The following is a 21159-nucleotide window of genomic DNA, read 5'->3' on the forward strand; positions in this document are numbered from 1 at the left end:
AATCTTACTAGCAAACTACTAGGAAACCTTTACAAAACTTTGAAGAAAACCAATTCAGCTGGGGTCAGTAATTGACTGGGTCAAAAAGAAAACATTCGTTACCGCCAGTCTAATACAAATGAAAAAGGTAGTGGGTTACGAGTTAAATAAACAGCACGCTCTTGAGCAAATACTTTCATGATCATGTATAGAAAAGATGCCGCCTTAGCAACCCTATTAAAGAGTCTATTGGAAAACTACTTTGGAGCATAGAAACAGATTTTATGAATGAAGCGGAGTGGCACTCTGTAATCCACCGGAATGGCAAAGCCATTAAGCAATTCCCTAGATCTTGCCCAGCCCGGCCGGATGATCTGGAGACGAAATAAGACAAAGTGACGACAGGTGATCCACTTATTGCTTTGAGACTTGCCTAATTGTTTATCTATTGCTTTGTCGTAAATACTCTACACCACCAACTACTATTGAAGGACGTGCCCGTTAAATCAGTGAAATTAACCAAGCCCGGGGGTGCATTCACCTCTGGTATGACTTATTGAAGCTGACCTATCTGGTTTAAACAATATTAGTAATGGGGAACAGTGCTCTCTAAATTGTGGCCTCAGCCGCTTAGAAGTTAGGCCATTGGTTTCCTGGATAAATGGAATTTAATATTGAATTGATCATGCCCGTCGTGCAGCTTGTAGACCAATCAAGCTTTGACAAAGTTTGTTGTTTACAGCCACGACCTGGTAGCTTATTCATATACCTGCAGCCGAGTAATGCATCAAGCAGGCAACAGTCATCTAATTCTGGCCACAGCACGATGTTAACTTGTATGATAAAAGGTAGACGGCCAATAAATTATGTATCTAAACCTGTATAAAACAAAAATTTCAACAGCTGGCAAGATAAATATCTCTCCGACTGTTGAAATTTTAACTGCCCTCTGAGGGAAGACTTCTATTTTTTCACAACATGGAATGCAGCAACTTTTGCATAATCCACATCACTATCAAATCTTATATTTAATGTACCATCAGTTACCTGCACTTGTTTTACAACCTCGTATTTACTTAAGGCTCCTACTTTTGCGTAGATATCTAAATCTGTTATCGACTGAACACCCTCCATAAAAATGTCGAATCGTCTCTTTCCTGAAGAGGAGTGAAATATCTCGGCAAAAAGAAATGTTACCTCATAGGTTCCATCACTAACAGGTATGTTATAGCTAAAATTGCCATATCTTTCACTTTGATAAAGAGCATCGCTAGAAGTATTTCCTATTGTCTCTGACGTCTGAAATGTATCACCTCCCGAAAAGTTTTTATCAGCCTGGTATGTTATACCATTAGATGCTGTAAAAGTGGATCCGCCGGCATTGACAGCGAATATTGCGGCCGTACTCGGCGAGGTAGAAACTATTGGAGAAGTGAGACTAGTAACCATATTGGGCCAGATTGAAGTAAAATTAATCGTTGTATAATCCCTGGCTTTCGGATTCAATAAATCCCTCAATTCGCTAAGAGTTTCATCTTTTGTAAGTTGTCTATTGCTAAGGTCTTTAACTATAGGATTTTCGATTGTTAAATGCACGTCGTTGGAACCATATAAAATGGTATATATTGCGCTATAATTCTGGCCCCAAACGGGATTGACAAACTTTAAATCACCCTTTATAGTGGAGCTTCCGTCAGAAGCCCGGCTCATGGTTGTCATGCCCACCTTCGATTTTACATCGGTATGATTATGTACCGTCACACCTACTGTCTTCTGCCCGCCGCCCATCAGATTTCCAAAATCTACGAACATCCCATGTCCGGCATTTCCCTCTGTCCGTGGGTTAGTGATCAACACATTCTTAATCTCCGCTTTGCTGTTATTGGGCTCAAAAGCAATACCAGCCATCGGTTTTGTGCCATTTGAAAAGGCCGCATAGGGCGATTCTAAATTTAATCCATCGACAGCTACGATAGTAATACCGTCTCTCCTGTTATATTCCAAAACCGCATTTTTGATCGTAATGTTTTTTGGAATTACTCCGTTTTCAATGCCTATGTACATACCATCGCCCCACATTTCCCGAGCTTCGGGGCTTAATACGGTAATATTGCTACCTCCATAAATGGAAATACCCATTCCCCACTCGCCCGTGGTTCCTGTATGCTTGTATCTGTCACCTTTTACAACAGGATTTACCAGCGTTACATTGGTTGCATTTCGCATCTCCAGCATTCCATACCCGGGTTGTGAGTTAGGCTTCATTCGCAATTCCGAACCATCTAAAAATGTAAGAACGCGATTAGAGGGAATATCCAATCCACCCTCGTTAATTAAGATAGGAAAGGCTGGAAAGACAATATTAGGATACTTAAGAATTGCGGCTTGAATTACTGAGGTGTAGTCCCTTGAACCGTCTTTAACATACCCCGAAGGAAGTGATTTTTCAAGGTAATAACTTGAAGAGGTAACCATACTTAAATTGGACGAAGCTAGCAATTGTGATTTAAGAGCTGTCGACGATGGTAAATTGGCTGAATTCGCCATTAGATCTGTGTCCAGATTTTCCTTTTTACAATTGCTTAAAATGAAAGCAGTCGTGCAAAAAAGAAAGATTCTAATCAATTTCGCAGGGTAATTTTTTCTTATACTCATAGTTTATGCTTTACTGGACACTATCACCACGATGTGTCGTAATTTCAGGACATAAACGAGATTATTACCCCTTTGTTATAAATGACATTGTTAATTTTTTAAAATCCCAAAAAGAACTATTAAACAACTTTCTACAAACAAGAAATTTTTACAATAGACTTAAAAAGAGCCTAACAAAATAACAGTAGTTACATTTAATTGTAACAAGATTAATATATTTGACCGATTCGACAACAAATTAAGTTTATTTTTTTTCAGATTGTTGTTACCTAATTATCTTTAATCTTATTCAGTAAACAGGTAAAGTATTTATTCCCTAATGGGAAGTCTACGAGGTCAAACACACCCATTAGCGAATCACCAAAACCTACATTGTGTCAATTATCCTTGTTTCCATTTCAGCGATTCAAGCCATATATCACCTATAATTCTCTTTACTCACTAACTTGTTGACCGATTGGTGTAACCTTTTTTCAGAGCTGTCCAGGATTTCATGAGAACTTTAATTTTACTCTATGCAAATCAGCGTTAGGTGATTATCTATTTACTCACTCGGCTGATGCCATTAATAATCCAAACCATAAGTTTTCCTGATAGGCCCCTTTTGGAAGCCTAAGGGTTGTATTGGAAGGTGCTGACTTGTTTGGGCAAACAATTTATCTAATTAGGTCTGAGGTAGGCTGCCACTTCTAAGAAAATTTTATACCCAACCTGGTCACCCACGGATACGAACAATTAAAATTTAATATTCCCGAATCGACACTCAGCCAAAAAGTTTGCAGTGAAGACTAAGTTGTCAGTAGTTGTGTTGTTCATACAGGCATTTCACGGCTTAGCTATGGGTCAGAACACCTACACACCCTTGTCAAATCGATTACCGAAGTCGATACATTTAATTTTAACTAAGGATGAATACAGGGAGTCTCTCGAGAAGGGAGCGAATAAATTATTTGCACCATTCCAACCCAAAGTCCGTTATCAAGAACATGTTGGATTATGGGAAAGTAATTTAGCAACCGCCATAAAATAATGAAACTACTTAAATAAAAGCTTGAATCAATCCAAGTGATTTTGATTTTTTTTCATCCACTGTTGCAATATTAAAAGTTTAAATATTTGGGGATGCCTGTTCCACTTTCCGGACATATGTTCTTGTATAATTTCTGTCACCCTTTTAACATTTATACCAGGGAGATTCTGTAGCTCTTTCTCCGATAAAGTATCCAATACATACTCTTTCAGATCTGTTCTGAACCAGTGCTGGAGTGGCAGTGCAAAGCCCGCTTTCGGCCTGTCGAATAAATGCTCAGGAACGAAATCGTATAATAAGTCTTTTAAAATCCTTTTCTGCACTCCATTTGAAGAAAATTTATAGGCTGTTGGCAGACTTCGTGAAAACTCAATAATTCGATAATCCATAAGCGGCGCACGAGTTTCAAGTGAAAACGCCATAGAAGCCCTATCTACTTTCGTATTTATATCCCCATTTAAATATGTTTTTATATCAAAGTCGGAAACTCTTTCTACCAATGGTTTGTCAGAGTTTAACAGATTATTCATGTAAGGATTCATAAGCCCTTCATTTGGCTTTTTAACCCAGGAATTCTCCATTCCGCCAAAAAACTTTACGTATAATGATTCGACATTCTTAAAGGAGCCACCCATTCCCATTAATTTGTGTTTGTACACAGGGGACATTTTTAGAACAGATCCTGCTATCCCACGTACGAATTCAGGAACTTTAAAAATACTTTGCAATTTGTTAATTGAACTATATCTGGGATACCCGATAAAAGCTTCATCGCCGCCATCACCACTTAATGCTACGGTCACATGTTGTTTAGTATATTTAGCCAATAGCATGGACGGAATCGCACTTGAATCAGCAAAAGGTTCGTCGTAATATGTTGAAAAATCTCTAATTAGATCTATTCCCTCATTAAAATTGCATTCTATAGTATGGTGATTTGTTTTTAAATATTGAGCTACCTGGCTGGCATAGGTACTTTCATCGAAACCTTCCTCATTAAATTTAACGGAAAATGTGCTGAGATTACTTACAAGTCCGGATGCAATGGAAGCAATTATAGAGGAATCAATACCACCGGAAAGAAACACTCCTAAGGGGACATCAGCAATCATCCGTAGCTTTACGGAGTCCGTAAGAATACGTTTTAGCTCAATTTTGGCATCGTCATAAGTCCCGGTAAATTTATCCTGCCAATTGTAATCCAAATCCCAATAACTTTCAGTTTTGAAATCGCCGTTTACTACGTTAAACGTAAACCAATGTGCGGCAGGCAATTTCTTTACCTCAGACCAAATCGACTTTGGTTCAGGAATATACCCCCAAATAAGATATTCGCTGATGGCAGCCTCATCAATACTAAAATTGTTAAATAAACTAATCTGCGAGGGCTGGCTAGCAAATTCAAAATTTTTATTATCCTGGTAATAATAAAAAGGCTTTTTACCTAAGCGATCCCTTGCACCAAATAACACGTTAGTACGGGAATCATAAATTGTAAAGGCAAACATTCCATTAAATCGCTTGACACAATCCTTCCCGAATGCAAGATAAGATGCACAAATAACTTCAGTATCCGACGATGTAGCAAATTCAAAGCCCTTGGTGATAAGTTCTTCCTTTAATTCTAAATAATTATATACTTCACCATTATAAACAATATGCAAATGCATATAAGTAAATGGCTGGTTAGATCGAGGATCTAAATCAATGATAGATAATCTATTATGCCCCAAAACCACATCGCCGACAAGCTGAAAATCCGAGAAATCAGGTCCCCTAAAGCTAATACGTTTCAATTTATCTTGAATGTTTGAGTTACTGTATTTTATTGTTGAACCGTATATACCACACATAAGATTGATTAACTTAATTAACGCTTAGAATCGAAGTCTATCGAGCCTAACACAAATAACCTAAACCATTGTCTAGGCTCTCAGCAGTTTTATAACAGAACCCATTATCGATCTGGGAAAAATATACATAACTGCCAAAGCGAAAAATTTCATATAGTTTGAAATGGAATTCTTTTCATAAATCGCCTTTAATAGATAGAAGTATGATTTTAACTTTTTATTACTGTTCAGAAAGGACGCGTTTGCCAAGCCTTTCCAATAGTTAGATAGATAAAAAGGATTCAATTCTGGTGATTCCTTTTCGACATACTTATAAATCTCCTCCAATTTTAAATCCACTATTTTCGAGTCCTCATAGTTAACATAAAGCATTTGAAGAACTTCGTTGAACTTTGCTTTTGCATGTCGCTTCTGTGGATTACGTATTGGAGTAAACCTGTAATAATAAAGAGTTTCCTCTAATACATAAATCTTAGCGTTATAACTCAACAAACGAAGCCAAAGTTCTCCATCCTGAACATAATAGAAACGTTCGTCATATAAACCACATTCAATCAATCTTTCCCGTTTTACAAATGCAGACCCATGGGCGAAAATAGCATTTCGGTTAAGCAAATTTTTGTGGAAATCCTGGTCGGAGGACGATGATTTCTCTTCATAGACCACGTCACCATTAATATCTATGACGAAGCAATTTGACCCTATCACATCGATTTCCGTATGAGCATTAGCGAAATCCAGCTGTAATCTCAGTCTCTCCAAAACTGAAATATCATCTGCATCTTGACGGGCAATGAACCTACCAGTCGCGCGTTTAATTCCCTTGTTTAGAGATGATGCTAAACCAATATTAAACTCATTTTCTATTAAAATTATCCGCGGATCTTTAGAAGCATATTGCTTGATAATTTCAACTGAGTCATCCGTTGAACCGTCGTCGATTATTATAAATTCAAATTCTTTGAATGTCTGGTTTAATATTGACTCGACTGCCTCAATTAAGTAATCGCGAGAATTATATACCGACATGACAACGCTTATCTCCATCCTAGGATTTTATATTTATACTTTGTTATCTTGGAAAGCTTTGCTGACTTATTATTGTGATATGCTATAAAACGTTTTATACCAATCCACAAAATTTTTCACCCCTTCAGCTACGCTGAATATTGGTTTAAATTGAAACTTATTTTCTAAGTCCTCTATGTCTGCCCAGGTTTCCGCTACGTCTCCCGCTTGTAGAGGAAGATATTGCCTATTGGCTTTAATTCCAATATTTGCTTCTATTTGATCAATAAACTCCAAAAGGCTTACAGGGTTTCCCTTACCGATATTAAAAATTTGATATGGAGCGGTAGAAGACGATGGGTCATGAAGATCGCCATTCCAATCTCGATTTCCGACTGCCGGGTTATCGATAACGCTTATAACTCCCGCAACAATATCGTCTATATATGTAAAATCACGACTCATATCGCCTTTATTAAAGATTTGAATGGGATCACCATCAATAATGGCCTTAGTAAATAAAAATAATGCCATATCGGGTCTACCCCATGGTCCGTAAACTGTAAAAAAGCGAAGTCCTGTAGTAGGAATGGCAAACAAGTGGCTATATGAATGAGCCATTAACTCATTACTTTTCTTCGAAGCAGCGTAAAGAGAAATAGGATGGTCGGCGTTATGATGAACTGAAAACGGCATTTGCTGATTTAAACCGTAGACACTGGATGAACTGGCATAAACCAAATGTTTAATGGTAAATGTCCTACAGCATTCGAGAATATTTAAAAAGCCTTGAATATTTGAATCTATATATGCCTGAGGATTAATAAGACTATACCGAACTCCAGCCTGGGCGGCAAGATTACATACAGCATCAAATGACTCGTCTTTAAAGATTTTGACTAACTCCTCTTTATCCTGCAAATCGACCTTATAAAAACTATAATTTGCGTATTTGAGACTATTTACCTTGACATTATCTCTAATTTGCTTGATGTCAATTCCTGTGTCAGTTAATCTTCCATACTTCAAATTAATATCATAATATTCGTTGATATTATCAATGCCAATAACCTCGTCACCTCGTTTCAATAAAGATTTTACTAAATGGAATCCAATAAATCCAGCACTGCCGGTAACCAAAACTTTCATAATTCGAAAAAAAAACGTGTACCAGTTACCACTTAGTAACCTAAGATAATTGTTAAGATCAAATCATTATACTATTCTTCAAATTTGAAGAATAAATATTTTGACTTACTCTGATAATTGCAAAATATAAGAAAACCGTTGGGCCATCACCGGTTCCCAGCCAACCATTATGGAATAGCGAATTCATTGATACCCCTAAAAATGCAAAACACAGACATACAAGAAGCGTATATCGACTATCTTTAATATGCCGCAGTGAATCAATGAAAATTTTAAAATGTCGTCCGTAAAGACCGATAAAAATGAAAATTCCAATAAATGGGCCGACGAAAGTAATGAACATCAAATACGCGTTGTGAGAGGTGATCCCATTGCCGAAAACGGGATTATCTCTAACTACCTCACTCCATTCCTTGCCGTGAAAAATCAATCCATAAGGGTAGTCCGAAATTATCTTGAGATTTTCAAAAACAAGATCCTGGCGATTTTCACCCGAGTTCCGTTCATTTTTTGAAAAGACATTATCATAATCCGTTAGCTGCTGTTTGATCACAAAGGTGTATATCAGAAAACTCGAAAAGAAGACCAACCCTAACAAAATTGACGCCTTTAATTTAAAACGGGCAATAGAAAAAAGAAACACTGTTACAACAAATACAAAAACTACAGACCTTTGCATCCCAAAATAAACGGCCAACAGACAAAACAGAAGGGCTACCACTCTGATCAAAATGCTCCTTTTCGTGGCTAACGTGTAGATAAAAAGGAAAGAAGCAAGGGCTGCCATTTGATACCCAAAACCGAAAATAAATGCGGCAATTCCAGAAGGGCTTTGAAATATCTGCCCGCCCATTAACAACTGAGATCGTAGTCTTATAATTTGTGCCGGAAAGGCATGGTTTAATAGCATGATAACTGCTGATAAACTGAGCACACTGAAAAAAACTATAATAGAAAAATTAACCCGTTTAGTATCAGTGCCTACAAAGTAGTTAAAAAAAAGCGCACATGTGATGATGCTTATAGCGTTAGCTGTAATCGCTACATAATCAGAGTTGCCAATAACATAGACAAACAAATTTGCCAAAAAGATAAAAAAAATCTCTCGGAAATATAAAAACTTACCGCCAAACGTGCCAAAGAATATAGTCAACGGTATCCCAAAAAGCAATGGGGCAGGGAATCGAATAATAGGATTTAAAAAAATGTTTAAAGCCAGTACATAAATGTACAACACCACCAACACACCTATAATAACCTTCTTAGTCATTTGTTACACGGAGAAATTTTGGGAGAAATTCATTATAATTGGAATATTCAACGGTAACAATAGGTAAATGGGAATATTTTGCTTATTCTTTCCATTATCAGGTACTAACGAACTATTAGACTCTTAGACTTATCAATGAAAAGCTTTGAAATCGCCTTAATGTAATTGTTACAGTAGCTTGTAAATTGCTTTTTAACATACAGCATTTTTACTACTTTGTTCCTCTTGGTATTAAACCAGGAGGGTAATCTAATCCCTAAAGAATGTCTTTTCAACTCGGGGTAGAATTTAATAAACATATCCCTGGTTTCCATATAGTTTTTTGCAAAAAGATTATATTGTGGAAGAGAATCCGCAAGAGACCGATATTTAAAGGTGTCACCTTCCAATAACACACTCTGCCACCCACCCTTATAGTGAATTATATGATTGCATTCTTGCAAATCCTCAGACTCCGTTTGATTAATTACTTTTGAATCAAATGCTTTGGAAGTAAGACTATCATTATGGAATGTCACCTGTCCATCTTTATAGTCTATCAATTTATAAAATGACATTTGATCTGCACCTCCATAGGGGAAATCTTTCACATTTGCCTGCTGAGATGAAATCGGATCATTTAGGATATCCAAAGTAAGTCGTTGCCATTTTAAAAAGAAATTAGTCGTTTTTTCACTTAGCTTAACAAGCAGGACTCCTGTATTTAAAGGCCACACATCCTGTTTGACAGAGAATCCAATATCAAACTCCTCGGAAAATAAATGTTTAACGTCTTTGATGAGCAAAGTATCACAGTCCAGAAAACATGCATCAGTATAACCCCGATCGCATAAAAATTGCGCCGCATAATGCCATAAAAATGTTTTGCTAGAAGTTCTAACAATCTGATTTCCTTGAATATCAAAATTAGTCTTTACAAAGTTGACTTCAGAATAAACCTGCTGCGAATAGGTAAATATTTGGGATTCTATGTCTTGCCAGAAGACGAAAATTTCAGCCTCAGGCGCATTCTTTCTTATAGAATACAGACTTGTTAATAAAAAACCGAGATGCTTTTCTCCATAATTAGCCAATATATATATCATAGTTGCAATAATCCTTACAAATCCTTACTTATTCATTACCAAAATTTTGAAATCAGTTATTGCGGCTACCTTCATCAAACTTGAAATTCCAAGATAAATACCAAAATATAAAACTCCATTGATTACAATTCTGAAAAAGTCATTCAAATAGTATCCTTTAAATATGAAACTGTCCAAAAGCCAAATTAAAAACCCAATCAACATTGCGAGCAACACCGATGGGAGGATGTCAATTATCTGCTCAGACATTGGATATGCAATCATTCTTCCTCCATAATAGGCTACCATGTAATAAGACAGCAGCGCGGAAAAAACTTGCGAATACAATAAAGCATAAATTCCAAACGGAATTGCAATGACTATACCAATCAGTGCAAATATCTTTTCTATTATTTGAATTTTTAAAATAATGCCAGTGTGGCCTTTAATTTTGATAATATTTCCATTATAGCTTTGCAACGGTAATAGCATTCCACTTATGCAAAGAATTTGAAAGTATGGAACAGCAGGCAACCACTTTTCTGTTAAAAGAAATCTAAATAAGGGTTCTGCTACCACTATCAACAAAGTTAATAGAGGAACAATCCAAAATACAACCTGCTGAATTAGCCTTCGGTAAACTTGCTTTAACTTAACATTATCATCGTTTATCGAGGAAAACAAAGGATAGGTAACCTTTTCAAGGGCTGCAGACAAGTTAGAAATAGGAAATTGCCGCATTGATAGTGCCCGACTATAAAAACCTAATAAATCAGCAGAATAATACTTACCAATTATCACTGTGAAAATATTCTGATAAATTGTACCGATCAAACCATGCAAAGTAATTTTATATCCGAACGAAAAATGATATCTAAAATTTTTACTATAAAAACGCAAACTTGGCCGCCAATCAGAGTGAAACCAATACTGAGCTGACAACAGAAAGCTTTGAAATAAGCTCATATAAACTAGACTCCAAACACCGAATCCATAATAGGCCATAGAAACCCCCAAAATCCCACTGCCTATTACGGAGGGAATCTGAATAAGCATCTGCAGCTTAAAATTCATATCCTTGGTTAACTTAGCACTTTGGACGCCCATAAAAGCGGACAAGAAGAAAGAAATTGAGTAAACCCTAAGTATATTCGTTAATACGGAATGTCCATAGAACGCCGCTATATAGGGAGCGGCAATGTAAACTATGGCGTAAATAATTACGCTCGCAGCGATATTTAAAACAAATACAGTTGAATAGTCTCGCTGATTCGCATCTTTAGTTCTAATTAATGAGGAAGTCATTCCACTATCCATTAGCGATACTCCGACACCAATAAAGATTGAAAGCATTCCAATCAGTCCGAATTCAGCCGGAGATAACAGTCTGGCCAAAATAATTGAAACAACGAATGTGATTATTTTACTACTAAACTGTTGAATAAATGTCCAAAAAAGTCCTCCTACGGCTTTTTGCCTCAAACCCATGCCGCAATATCAGTAAATTGGTCTAGTGGTTGACCGTGATCAAAAGTTGAAATCATTATCTAAATTCACGTTAATCCTTTAACGATTAAAACCTTGTCAGGTATACACTACCAGGCATATTGTTTTAAAGTTTGGCTGTTGCAACATAATATTTCACTGCTTCTTTTAATCCCAACTCTAAGGAAAATCTAGGAGCATAATTCAGTAAACGCTGAGCCTTCTCAATAGATGCTAAGGAATGAGGTATATCACCAGCTCTCCCCGGGCCATAAACAACCTTAACACCTTGAACACCTGGATCCATTTCAGCTAAACTTTCCTTTAAGAGACTTAATAAATCATTTAAGCTCGTCTTTTTACCGTAGGCAACATTATAAACTTGATTTATAGAATCTCCATTTGTGGTGAGAGCTGATAGAATGTTCATCTGTACTACATTATCTATGTAAGTGAAATCCCTCGAAAACTCACCGTCTCCATTAATCACTGGGCTTTCAAAATCCAGAAGGTTAGAGACAAATTTTGGAATAACCGCAGCATAAGCACCATTTGGATCTTGCCTTTGTCCGAAAACATTAAAATACCTTAAGCCAATTAATTCCAACCCATACAAACTAGAAAACACATCAGCATATAACTCATTCACGTATTTAGTGACAGCATAAGGTGATAACGGCTTTCCAATTCTTTCTTCATGTTTGGGCAGCTCTTTACTATCACCATAGGTTGATGATGATGCTGCATACACAAACCGTTTGACACCTTCATCGCGGGCGGCAACAAGCATATTAAGAAACCCGCTCACATTCACTTCATTAGAAGTCACAGGGTCTTTAATAGATCGTGGAACAGAGCCTAAAGCAGCCTGATGTAAAACATAATCGATGCCATTTACCGCAGTCTTACAACTTGCGAGATCTCGAATATCACCTTCAATTAGTTCAAAATTCTCAAGGTCAAAAAAGGGGGCTAAATTTTCTTTAAAGCCCGTGCTAAAATTATCTAAGACTCTTACTTTCCCAACACCATATTTAATCAAATATTCAACCAAGTTAGAACCAATGAAACCGGCTCCACCTGTCACCAGAAAACTCAAATTTGATAGATCTTTTTCCCCGTGATAAGGAACGGTATATATACTCATAAAAAATAAAATTTATATAAAGAAAAAATTGAAGGACTAAATTAAAAAACAGTCAATTCTACATCCGAACGATCTTTGACTAGAGCCTCTGATGATTTAATTGCCTGGCCTAAATAATGTCCATTTTTAAGCTTTTTGCTGATATTTAGAGCATTTGCTCTCATTGCAGAATATTCTTCAGTTGATATATTTCCTAAAGCCTCTGGCAGTTCGTGCAGGCTGCCAACACATATGCCTACTCCGTTTGCTGAAATAAACTCCGAAATTGCGGATTGGTCCCATGTGATTATTGGCAGACCGGCAGTTAAATACAGTGAAGTTTTATGCGGATTATTCAATTTCAGATAACTACCATAGTTTCCAGAACATGTGGACAAGTCAGGACCATCCCATACCAAACCATAATCACCCTCCAGGCCACTGATATAATCTGGAGAGAATGAACCCTTATATATTACATTGGGAATAATATCATCAGTTGTGTAATTATCACCATACAGGTGAAACGAGATTTGTGCACCTGCGGTTTCCTTAAGGGAATATATAAATCCTGATTTATTCCTTTTTAGATTTCCCGCGAAAATCACAACAGATTTACCTGTTGCTGCTGGATCACCTGTGTTAGACAGATCCACATCCTCGACTTTATAATCATACATTCCTATATTAATAATGGGAACTGCAACCCCATTTTCTCGCAAGTATGAACTCATTTTATCATTTGGACTAAGGATATAATCGAGTTTCTTCAACAATAAAAATTCCCGGTTCATATGCTTTTTATGTCTAAGGCTATCCAAATCATTTATGAGTATTCCAAGCTCCAAAGATTTAAACTTTCTAATTTTAAAAAAAGCTTCTATGTATTTAAAATTTAAAGGATACTGAATAAGTACCCGACTCCCTTTCTTAAAAACAATTAAGTATTTCAGAAAAAGAAACACTGAAAGTAAATTTATCAGAAACAAATTAATAAAGACGTTTTTGTATCTCGGAATCCAAACTTTCAGTGGTAAATAATTATGGGCTGCTGAAAAGTAATTAAAATCGCTCCTAAGCTTAAAGCCTGCATTATTTACTCGAGGAACTTCAATATCAATTAAATATTTATCCATTTAGAAGGTATAGAAAACTTATAATCGTGCATCAATAATATCAAGGGGTAGCATAGATTTTAGGTCGTATATCACAGTCTGTTCGTTGCATAATTTCGAAACGTCAAGCCCTTTGAATTCATCGTGAGCAACGGCCAGCAGCACTGCGTCATATTTAAAATCTTTTGCCTCACCGTTCATACATACTACCCCATATTCGTGCTCTACTTGAACGGGATCAGCCCACGGATCGTGTATACTAACATCTATTTTATACGTTTCAAGCCGTCGAACAATATCTATAACCTTCGTATTGCGAACGTCAGGACAATTTTCTTTAAATGTAAATCCTAATATTAATACTTTGCTCCCCGCCACGGGTATGGCTTTCCATAACATTTGCTTGACCAATTCGTCAGCTACATAATTCCCCATTCCATCGTTCACACGGCGACCGGCAAGAATAATCTCGGGATGATAACCCGCTTCCTGCGCTTTTTGAGCAAGATAATAAGGATCCACTCCGATACAATGCCCACCAACCAGACCAGGCTGAAATTTTAGAAAATTCCATTTTGTACCCGCCGCTTCCAGAACATCATGTGTATCAATGCCTAATAAATTAAAAATCTTCGCCAGCTCATTTACAAAAGCGATATTAATATCACGTTGTGCGTTTTCGATGACTTTTGCCGCTTCAGCAACTTTTATCGACGTTGCTTTATGTGTTCCAGCCGTTATTACCGAACTATACAAGATATCTACGCGTTCAGCCGTCTCAGGATTAGAGCCAGAAGTGATCTTCAAAATTTTTGAAACCGTATGTAATTTATCCCCTGGGTTAATACGCTCGGGAGAATAACCGGCAAAAAAATCGACATTAAATTTTAAACCTGAACGTTTTTCCAGAACGGGGACACATTCTTCTTCTGTAACACCGGGATAGACGGTGGACTCATAAATAACTGTATCACCTTTTTTTAAAACTTTTGCGACCGTTTCACTAGCCTTATATAATGGCGTCAGGTCTGGTCGGTTATTTTTATCAACAGGTGTTGGAACCGTTACTATGTAGTAATTACACGATTCTAGCAGTTCAATCTGATTGGTACAAATTAATCCGACGCCAGAACTATCTTTATCTGAAAGAACTGCCTGCAAAGATTCGGAATCTACTTCGAGCGTGCGATCGATGCCACTGTTCAATTCATCAATTCTCGTCATATGAATATCAAAACCGACAACTCTATATTTTTTAGCAAATTCAACTGCTAATGGCAATCCAACATATCCTAAGCCAATAATGGCAATTCGGGCATCGGGCAAAAAATTATTATTCATCAAAAAATTAGTTTATACGAAATTTTATGTATTTTAAGCATCACAGCGTTTTCCCTGCGGTTCAGCCCTACTTAATTAACTATATGCTTTCTGGTCGGCATAACCATAACCATATCCCCCATAACCATATCCTCGAAACCCGTCCGATTTAGCGTCATTTAAAACAATCATAGGATTATTCAACTTGTTGTTATCAAAAATATCCTTAAGGATGTTTAATTGAACCTTATCGGTATAATTGTATCTAACCAAATAAATACTAGCGTCAGCATACGGGGCCAAGCTAAATGCATCAGCAACCTGTCCTACCGGTGAGGTGTCAATAATTATGTAATCAAATCTCTCCTTCAATTCGTCAAATAACCCTGACATTCGTTGACTCATAAGTAACTCAGCTGGATTTTCAGGCATTGGACCACAGCCGATTACAAATAAATTAGGTTGAGTAGGAGATTGTAGAATAATTTCATCAATAGAATTTTCACCCTTCAAATAATTTGTGAGACCAACTTTGGAAGTTAAGTTAAGATTTCTCAATAAATCCGGCTTTCTCACATCAAATTCTAATAGAACTACCCTTTTGTCTACAAGAGCCAGGGTAGCGCCCAAATTAATACTAAAGAATGTTTTACCCTCCCCTTTCATACTCGAAGTAATCAGCATAACCTTATGACCACTGGCCTCTGTCATATAATTCAGGTTCGTCCGTATATATCTAAATAATTCAGATATAGTTGTCCTACTTGACTTATTAACTACTAAAGAATCCTTATTATCCTTATGACTAAGTTCACCCAAAATCATGGCACCGCTGATTTGTTCAATGTCACTAACGTGTTGGATTTTCGTATTAAGTAATTCTTTAACAAATATACCACCTGCTGGCAACGAAAGTCCAAGCAGCAATGCACACATATAGATAAATGAACTTTTTGGACTGATGGGGGAAGACTTGTAATTTGGAGCGTCAATTACTCGGGAAGTTGGAGCAGTAGCAGATAATGACAATGTCGTTTCTTCTCGTTTTTGAAGCAGGTATTGGTATAGACTTTCCTTAACGCCCTGCTCGCGGTTTCGCTCGGTCAGTCCTCTTTCTATTGATGGTGCAGATCGAATCTGTGACTCAAATTTTGAGGAATTGGCCTGCAACTTATTTCTTGTAATATTTAATCCTTTTTTTATGTTCCTTAAATTCTCGCTTATATTATTCCTTAAACCAGAAAGTTGTTCGTTTATATTGATAACGAGAGGGTTATTAGGTTCAGCCGTTCTCAAAAGCCTTTCACGTTCAATTTGGAGGTCATTATATTTACTAGTTAATCCGGATAAGGTTGGATCCTGTAAACCAAGAGTACTCGGAACCAGCTCAAATTGCCCACTAGGTTTGTTTATGTAGGACTCCATTGACTCTACCACATTACGTTGGATGTCAACTACACTCAATTCTCTATCATAATCCCCTGCATACTGTAGGCTTTGACTGGCATCAGAGGCTACATCCGTTACGCGATTAGCTTGTTTATAATCCTCAACTTCTATACCTGTACTTGTTAGATCTGCCCCCAGATACTTTAAACGATTGTCAATAAATTTGATAGTGTTTAATGCTAATCGATTTTTGTTATCAACATTCTCGCCATTATAAGTTTCTATCAGATGATTTAAGATATCGATGGATCGCTCAGGAATAGCATCGACAAGCGACAACACAATCGTATTAGATTCCTTTGAGATTGGGCTTACATCCAGTCCAGAGGAACTATAACTTTCAGCCATCGATTTTAAATTATTGAATTTAATCTTAATGGGGTCTTGCTCTGAAGAACTGAATGCAGGACCTTTTACAACCGTGATGATATAATCAGGGGTTCGGATCTTTTGGGAGAATTGATATGCCCTAAGCTGGTCCTCCGTTCCAATTTTAAAACTTTTATCGTCGACGATTTTAATAATGAGGCTTTGAGCATATGCTCCCTTATTCAACTTTTCAACATTAACAATCACTGGTAGAGTTGAACCATACAACTCATCAGTCTTAAATGGAGTTTCAACTTGGTAAACAACTTGCAGTGGAAGCCCGGTTAAAACTTTTTCCCATAAACTGCGTGAACGAAGTGCAGCAATCTCATTATCTACTGTTACTACTTGACGAAACATGTCCAGGTCGCTGAAGGCTGTAGCCTTCATTGAACTTTCCCCTTTGGTATCTTCTTGAATTACCAGAGTACTGGTAACCATATAAGCGGGCGTTTTAGTCTTTAAGTAGAGCCAGGCAAGTGCAAAACAAAGCACAACGCTGGCGATAAAAATATACCAGTACTTTAAATACTTGTAAACCATTTGCATTATATCTTCCTTAGTATTTTGACTTTGGAAAGAAGAATTATTATAAGCCATGTTGCTACTTGAGAGTGTTATTGTACATTATGAAATTTACCTATAGTAGTTGCTGATTATTATTCCTGCTAAGGTTATAGCAGCTGAAACAGCTATTGTAATATACCTGGTATTAGTGTTAAGTACAGTTGCCTTTGCCCGATCCGGTTCTACATAAACAATATCATTCTGTTTTAAATTGAAAAAAGGAGAATTGATAACGTCGCGACTATTCATATTTACACGAGCCATTGTTCGTTCATTCCCATTTTGCCTGATAATCAATACATTCTCACGCTTTCCGTAAACCGTCATATCTCCAGCCAATCCTAACGCCTCAAGAAGGTTCACTTTATCGTTGGTGATTGCAAAACTGTTAGGTCGTGCGACTTCTCCTATTACAGTAATTTTAAAGTTTAAAAATTGAACAATTACATTTGGATTCTTCGCATATTTTTCGACTTCCTTGCCTATCTTAGTTTGAGCTTGCTCAAGTGTTAGACCATCAACCTTAATTACACCGAGTACCGGAAAACTGATATTCCCTGATTTATCAACTTTATAACCTGTTTCATTAACTGTAGGATTAAATAAGGCGTTTGACTCTAAACTTAATGTATTGACTGACACTCGAAGAATATCATCAGGCTGAATCTTTACCTCCATTGAAGCTAAAGCGTTTGAAGCGCCCTTGGAATTTGGATTTCCTTCACTAAAATATACAAGATTTTTCCTAGGCTCGCAAGATCCAAATAAAAATAGGCAAGAAATTAGAACAATTAATTTTTGTTTCATCAGATTATCATTAAATTATGAAGATATTAAAACAACTCGACCCGCAATACTACAATCGAGGATTAAAAAATATCAGTTGGCGATAGTTAACCAATCTGAAAGTATAATAGCCCTACTTATAGTCTACCTATATTGATTCATTAAGATAAAAAGTCACCAAGCTGAGCTTCGCTATTTTAAGTTAAAACTTTAAACTCGACTTGTAACTTAAAAACATAGGCATCATCCTTTAACATAATATATGCCAAAACCAATCAGCTCTTTTAAATATACTCCCCACTTATTTATAACCTCGGCCTGAGGAACAAAATCATCAAAAGAGACCTCATGCCTCCCGGCAATAAAATTCGAGGAGTAAGGTATCACCTGTATACCGGCTCTATGAAATGTGTATAGAGATCTGCGCATATGAAACGCAGAAGTAATTAATAGGAAAGGCGGTTCTAAATTCCTGTTCTTTAAAGCAATTTTCGTATACGAAGCATTTTCAATGGTATTTCTAGCATTGGCTTCGATTAGGATAGTACTATCTGGTATATTCAGTTGCATTAATTGATCCCTCACCCATACACTCTCGCGAAACTTGCCAGGAATAATTTCGCTATTGCCACCGGTTATCAGGAGGTTTGATACGTTGCCTTTACTTTTCAGCTTCAAAGCTTGGATAAACCTGTCAGCAGATGCGTTAAAAAATCCTGAACCATTCTCTCCTTCCGAAGAAAATCCGCCTAATACAATGGCACAACTGTACACTTTATTTTTATCGAAATTCTCTGTATCTATATCCCATTGACGAGCGAATTGATTCAATAAAAAAGGATTGGATAATAGGATCAGTAGGATCAATGATGTGAATAATGCCCAGTATTTGATTTTCTTGTTCGAAGCAACCACCGCAAGAAGAAGGCTACTAAAAATCCAAATAAGCGGATTAAGCAAAAATATTAGAAGTTTTGAAAGGAGGAAAAACATTGAAATTATATACGTTAAATGGCAAATTCATAATTAATGAGTCGATCGTCTTCGTAAGATTCCGCCAGATGCTTCTTTGATAGTACTCGCAAAAACAAAGGCTTTAGGGTCAGTTTCTGCGACAAGATTTTTAAGTTTTCGCATTTCCAATCGGGTGACAACCGTGAATATGATGTCGCAATCACTGCTTTGGTGGAAATTTCCGGGCAGAAACCCTCTTTCACCTTTATAAACGGTGATACCTCTCCCTAATTGATTAACTAACCGTTCTTTCATGATATCGCTTTGACCTGAGATAATAGTTACTCCTGTGTAGGCCTCAATTCCTTCCACAACATAGTCAACCGTCTTGGACGCAGTAAAATAGGTTAGAATCGAATAAAGTGCGGTCTCCATACCGAACTTAATGGCAGCGATACTAAAGATCATCACATTAATTCCAAGTATTATTTCTGTGATCGTAAAGCTCGTTCGCTTTATCGTAAATAGCGCTAAAATTTCTACACCGTCCAGGGCGCAACCAGCCCGCATTGTCAAGCCAATTCCGATTCCAAGGAAAAACCCCCCGAAAATTGAAATAAGCAACTTGTCCGAGGTTATTATAGGGTATGGAAAGTATAGTAAGCAAATTCCCAGCAATAGTACACATATGAAAGTTTTAACTGCAAACTTGAAATTTATAGCATAGTAACTAGCGACGATGAGCGGAATATTCGCAAGGACGATTATATAGCCCAGGTTAAAACCATACTGTTCATGCAGCAAGAGTGAAATTCCAGTTATACCGCCATCAAAAAAATGATTTGGAACCAGAAAGCCCTGCAAGGCGAAACCAGCAATAATTACCCCGGCTACTATCAGAAGAAAATCCTGAACAACAAAAAATCCATTATTATCAGGGGTTAATAGAGAAGCGGAGAGCTTATTTGTCTTAATCAAATGTTGCAGGTTTTGCTCCTTTTTCTGATTAAAATGTTTTTTAGCGGAATCCGTAAAATATTGATGTGACCTCAATAGTTCGACTTGCTTTTCCGGCCAATTTTCGATCTTCGAAAGCCTATACAGCGCTTTCTGCTCCTTATATAATTTTGCTGAATGCGTTTGAAATGAATCTGTCCCCAGGTAGGAAAGGTCTGCATCACAGATAATAGCCTCTAACTTATCCCTGGCAATTTTTGGATCTTTGGTCGCCATAATCAACCGGCAAACTTCTTCGACTTGGTGAGAGGAATACTCATAAGAGGGCAAATGTTCCCTTGCCAGACTACAAGATCTCTCTTCGTGATTATCCACAGCCATGAGAAATCCAGCATCATGAAATAATCCCGCGGTGACAACAATTGTTTTGTCGTCTTCATCAAGGTTTTCTTCATCTGCTAGTTGCCCGGCTGTTTCCATTACTGCGGCTGTATGAGCTGCATTATGATAAGTAAACTTAGGAGAAAGTTCATTCTCCAGTTTAGACATGATAAGCCTGGATATCCTTGTTAACTGCATAATAAAGATCACCTAATATACATTTAGAAATTCAAACGCGTACCATGAGATAAAGCCAGCTTGCAACAACTAGTTTAATTTGAGTTTTTGCTTGAGTAAAGTAAAATCAATAGGCTTTGTTAAAAAGTCATCTGCCCCTAGTCTGATTGCATTATTATAGTTTTCGGCATCACCATAGGCAGTGACCATCATTACTACGGGCGGCGGTGAACAAAACCTTTTTTTGATGTGCTGAAGCAATTCGAGACCGCTCATGCCTGGCATATTTATATCAGACAAAATTAGCACAGCCTCGTGGTTATTAGCTTCAAGGTAGGTCAGCGCTTCTTCACCAGATGAAGCAAAGGCAAATTCAACAACACCTGTTTTAATCTCTTTTCGAAACCGCTGTTCAAATAGCGCTTTCATATCTTTCTCGTCATCTACAGCAAGAATTTTCATTGG

The 21159-nt window shown here is 37.1% G+C and carries 15 protein-coding genes; all 15 read right to left on the bottom strand.

Annotated features, from left to right (window positions below; genetic code table 11):
* Positions 1-942: 942 nt before the first annotated feature.
* The 15 genes from AC1MCB_RS14390 to AC1MCB_RS14460 all read right to left on the bottom strand — a co-directional run bounded on the left by AC1MCB_RS14390 (position 943) and on the right by AC1MCB_RS14460 (position 21156).
* Positions 943-2634, bottom strand: a complete 1692-nt coding sequence (locus AC1MCB_RS14390) for a malectin (protein ID WP_479965403.1) — start codon at positions 2632-2634, stop codon at positions 943-945.
* A gap of 1056 nt (positions 2635-3690) precedes the next feature.
* Positions 3691-5517: an asparagine synthase (glutamine-hydrolyzing) gene (gene asnB / locus AC1MCB_RS14395; RefSeq protein ID WP_479965404.1), complete on the bottom strand. Its 1827-nt coding sequence runs from the start codon at positions 5515-5517 to the stop codon at positions 3691-3693.
* A 72-nt stretch (positions 5518-5589) separates the two neighbouring features.
* On the bottom strand, positions 5590-6564 hold the full coding sequence (locus AC1MCB_RS14400) for a glycosyltransferase (RefSeq protein ID WP_479965405.1): 975 nt from the start codon (positions 6562-6564) through the stop codon (positions 5590-5592).
* Positions 6565-6615: 51 nt separating this feature from the next.
* Complete coding sequence (locus tag AC1MCB_RS14405; protein ID WP_479965406.1) at positions 6616-7674, bottom strand: NAD-dependent epimerase; 1059 nt, start codon at positions 7672-7674, stop codon at positions 6616-6618.
* Positions 7675-7732: 58 nt separating this feature from the next.
* Positions 7733-8944, bottom strand: a complete 1212-nt coding sequence (locus tag AC1MCB_RS14410; protein ID WP_479965407.1) for a hypothetical protein — start codon at positions 8942-8944, stop codon at positions 7733-7735.
* 104 nt (positions 8945-9048) lie between these two features.
* Complete coding sequence (locus AC1MCB_RS14415; protein WP_479965408.1) at positions 9049-10029, bottom strand: hypothetical protein; 981 nt, start codon at positions 10027-10029, stop codon at positions 9049-9051.
* A 24-nt stretch (positions 10030-10053) separates the two neighbouring features.
* Positions 10054-11496, bottom strand: coding sequence for a lipopolysaccharide biosynthesis protein (locus AC1MCB_RS14420; protein ID WP_479965409.1), 1443 nt, complete (start codon positions 11494-11496; stop codon positions 10054-10056).
* Between the two features lie 124 nt (positions 11497-11620).
* Entirely contained in the window at positions 11621-12640 is a 1020-nt protein-coding gene (locus AC1MCB_RS14425) for an SDR family oxidoreductase (protein WP_479965410.1), read from the bottom strand.
* A gap of 41 nt (positions 12641-12681) precedes the next feature.
* Positions 12682-13755: a glycosyltransferase gene (locus AC1MCB_RS14430; protein WP_479965411.1), complete on the bottom strand. Its 1074-nt coding sequence runs from the start codon at positions 13753-13755 to the stop codon at positions 12682-12684.
* A gap of 18 nt (positions 13756-13773) precedes the next feature.
* Positions 13774-15075 carry a nucleotide sugar dehydrogenase gene (locus AC1MCB_RS14435; protein ID WP_479965412.1) on the bottom strand — a complete coding sequence of 434 codons (1302 nt, stop codon included), beginning with the start codon at positions 15073-15075 and terminating at the stop codon, positions 13774-13776.
* A 75-nt stretch (positions 15076-15150) separates the two neighbouring features.
* Positions 15151-17472 (bottom strand): GumC family protein, encoded by a 2322-nt coding sequence (locus tag AC1MCB_RS14440; protein ID WP_479965413.1) that lies wholly within the window; start codon positions 17470-17472, stop codon positions 15151-15153.
* 36 nt (positions 17473-17508) lie between these two features.
* Positions 17509-18246, bottom strand: a complete 738-nt coding sequence (locus AC1MCB_RS14445) for a polysaccharide biosynthesis/export family protein (RefSeq protein WP_479965414.1) — start codon at positions 18244-18246, stop codon at positions 17509-17511.
* A 222-nt stretch (positions 18247-18468) separates the two neighbouring features.
* The gene (locus AC1MCB_RS14450) at positions 18469-19056 is read right to left on the bottom strand and encodes a YdcF family protein (RefSeq protein WP_479965415.1); all 588 of its coding nucleotides are present in this window, start codon (positions 19054-19056) and stop codon (positions 18469-18471) included.
* 195 nt (positions 19057-19251) lie between these two features.
* Positions 19252-20685 (bottom strand): YitT family protein, encoded by a 1434-nt coding sequence (locus tag AC1MCB_RS14455; RefSeq protein WP_479965416.1) that lies wholly within the window; start codon positions 20683-20685, stop codon positions 19252-19254.
* Positions 20686-20784: 99 nt separating this feature from the next.
* Positions 20785-21156 carry a response regulator gene (locus AC1MCB_RS14460; RefSeq protein ID WP_479965417.1) on the bottom strand — a complete coding sequence of 124 codons (372 nt, stop codon included), beginning with the start codon at positions 21154-21156 and terminating at the stop codon, positions 20785-20787.
* Positions 21157-21159: the final 3 nt, after the last annotated feature.

This window comes from Daejeonella sp. AP26, assembly GCF_056680515.1.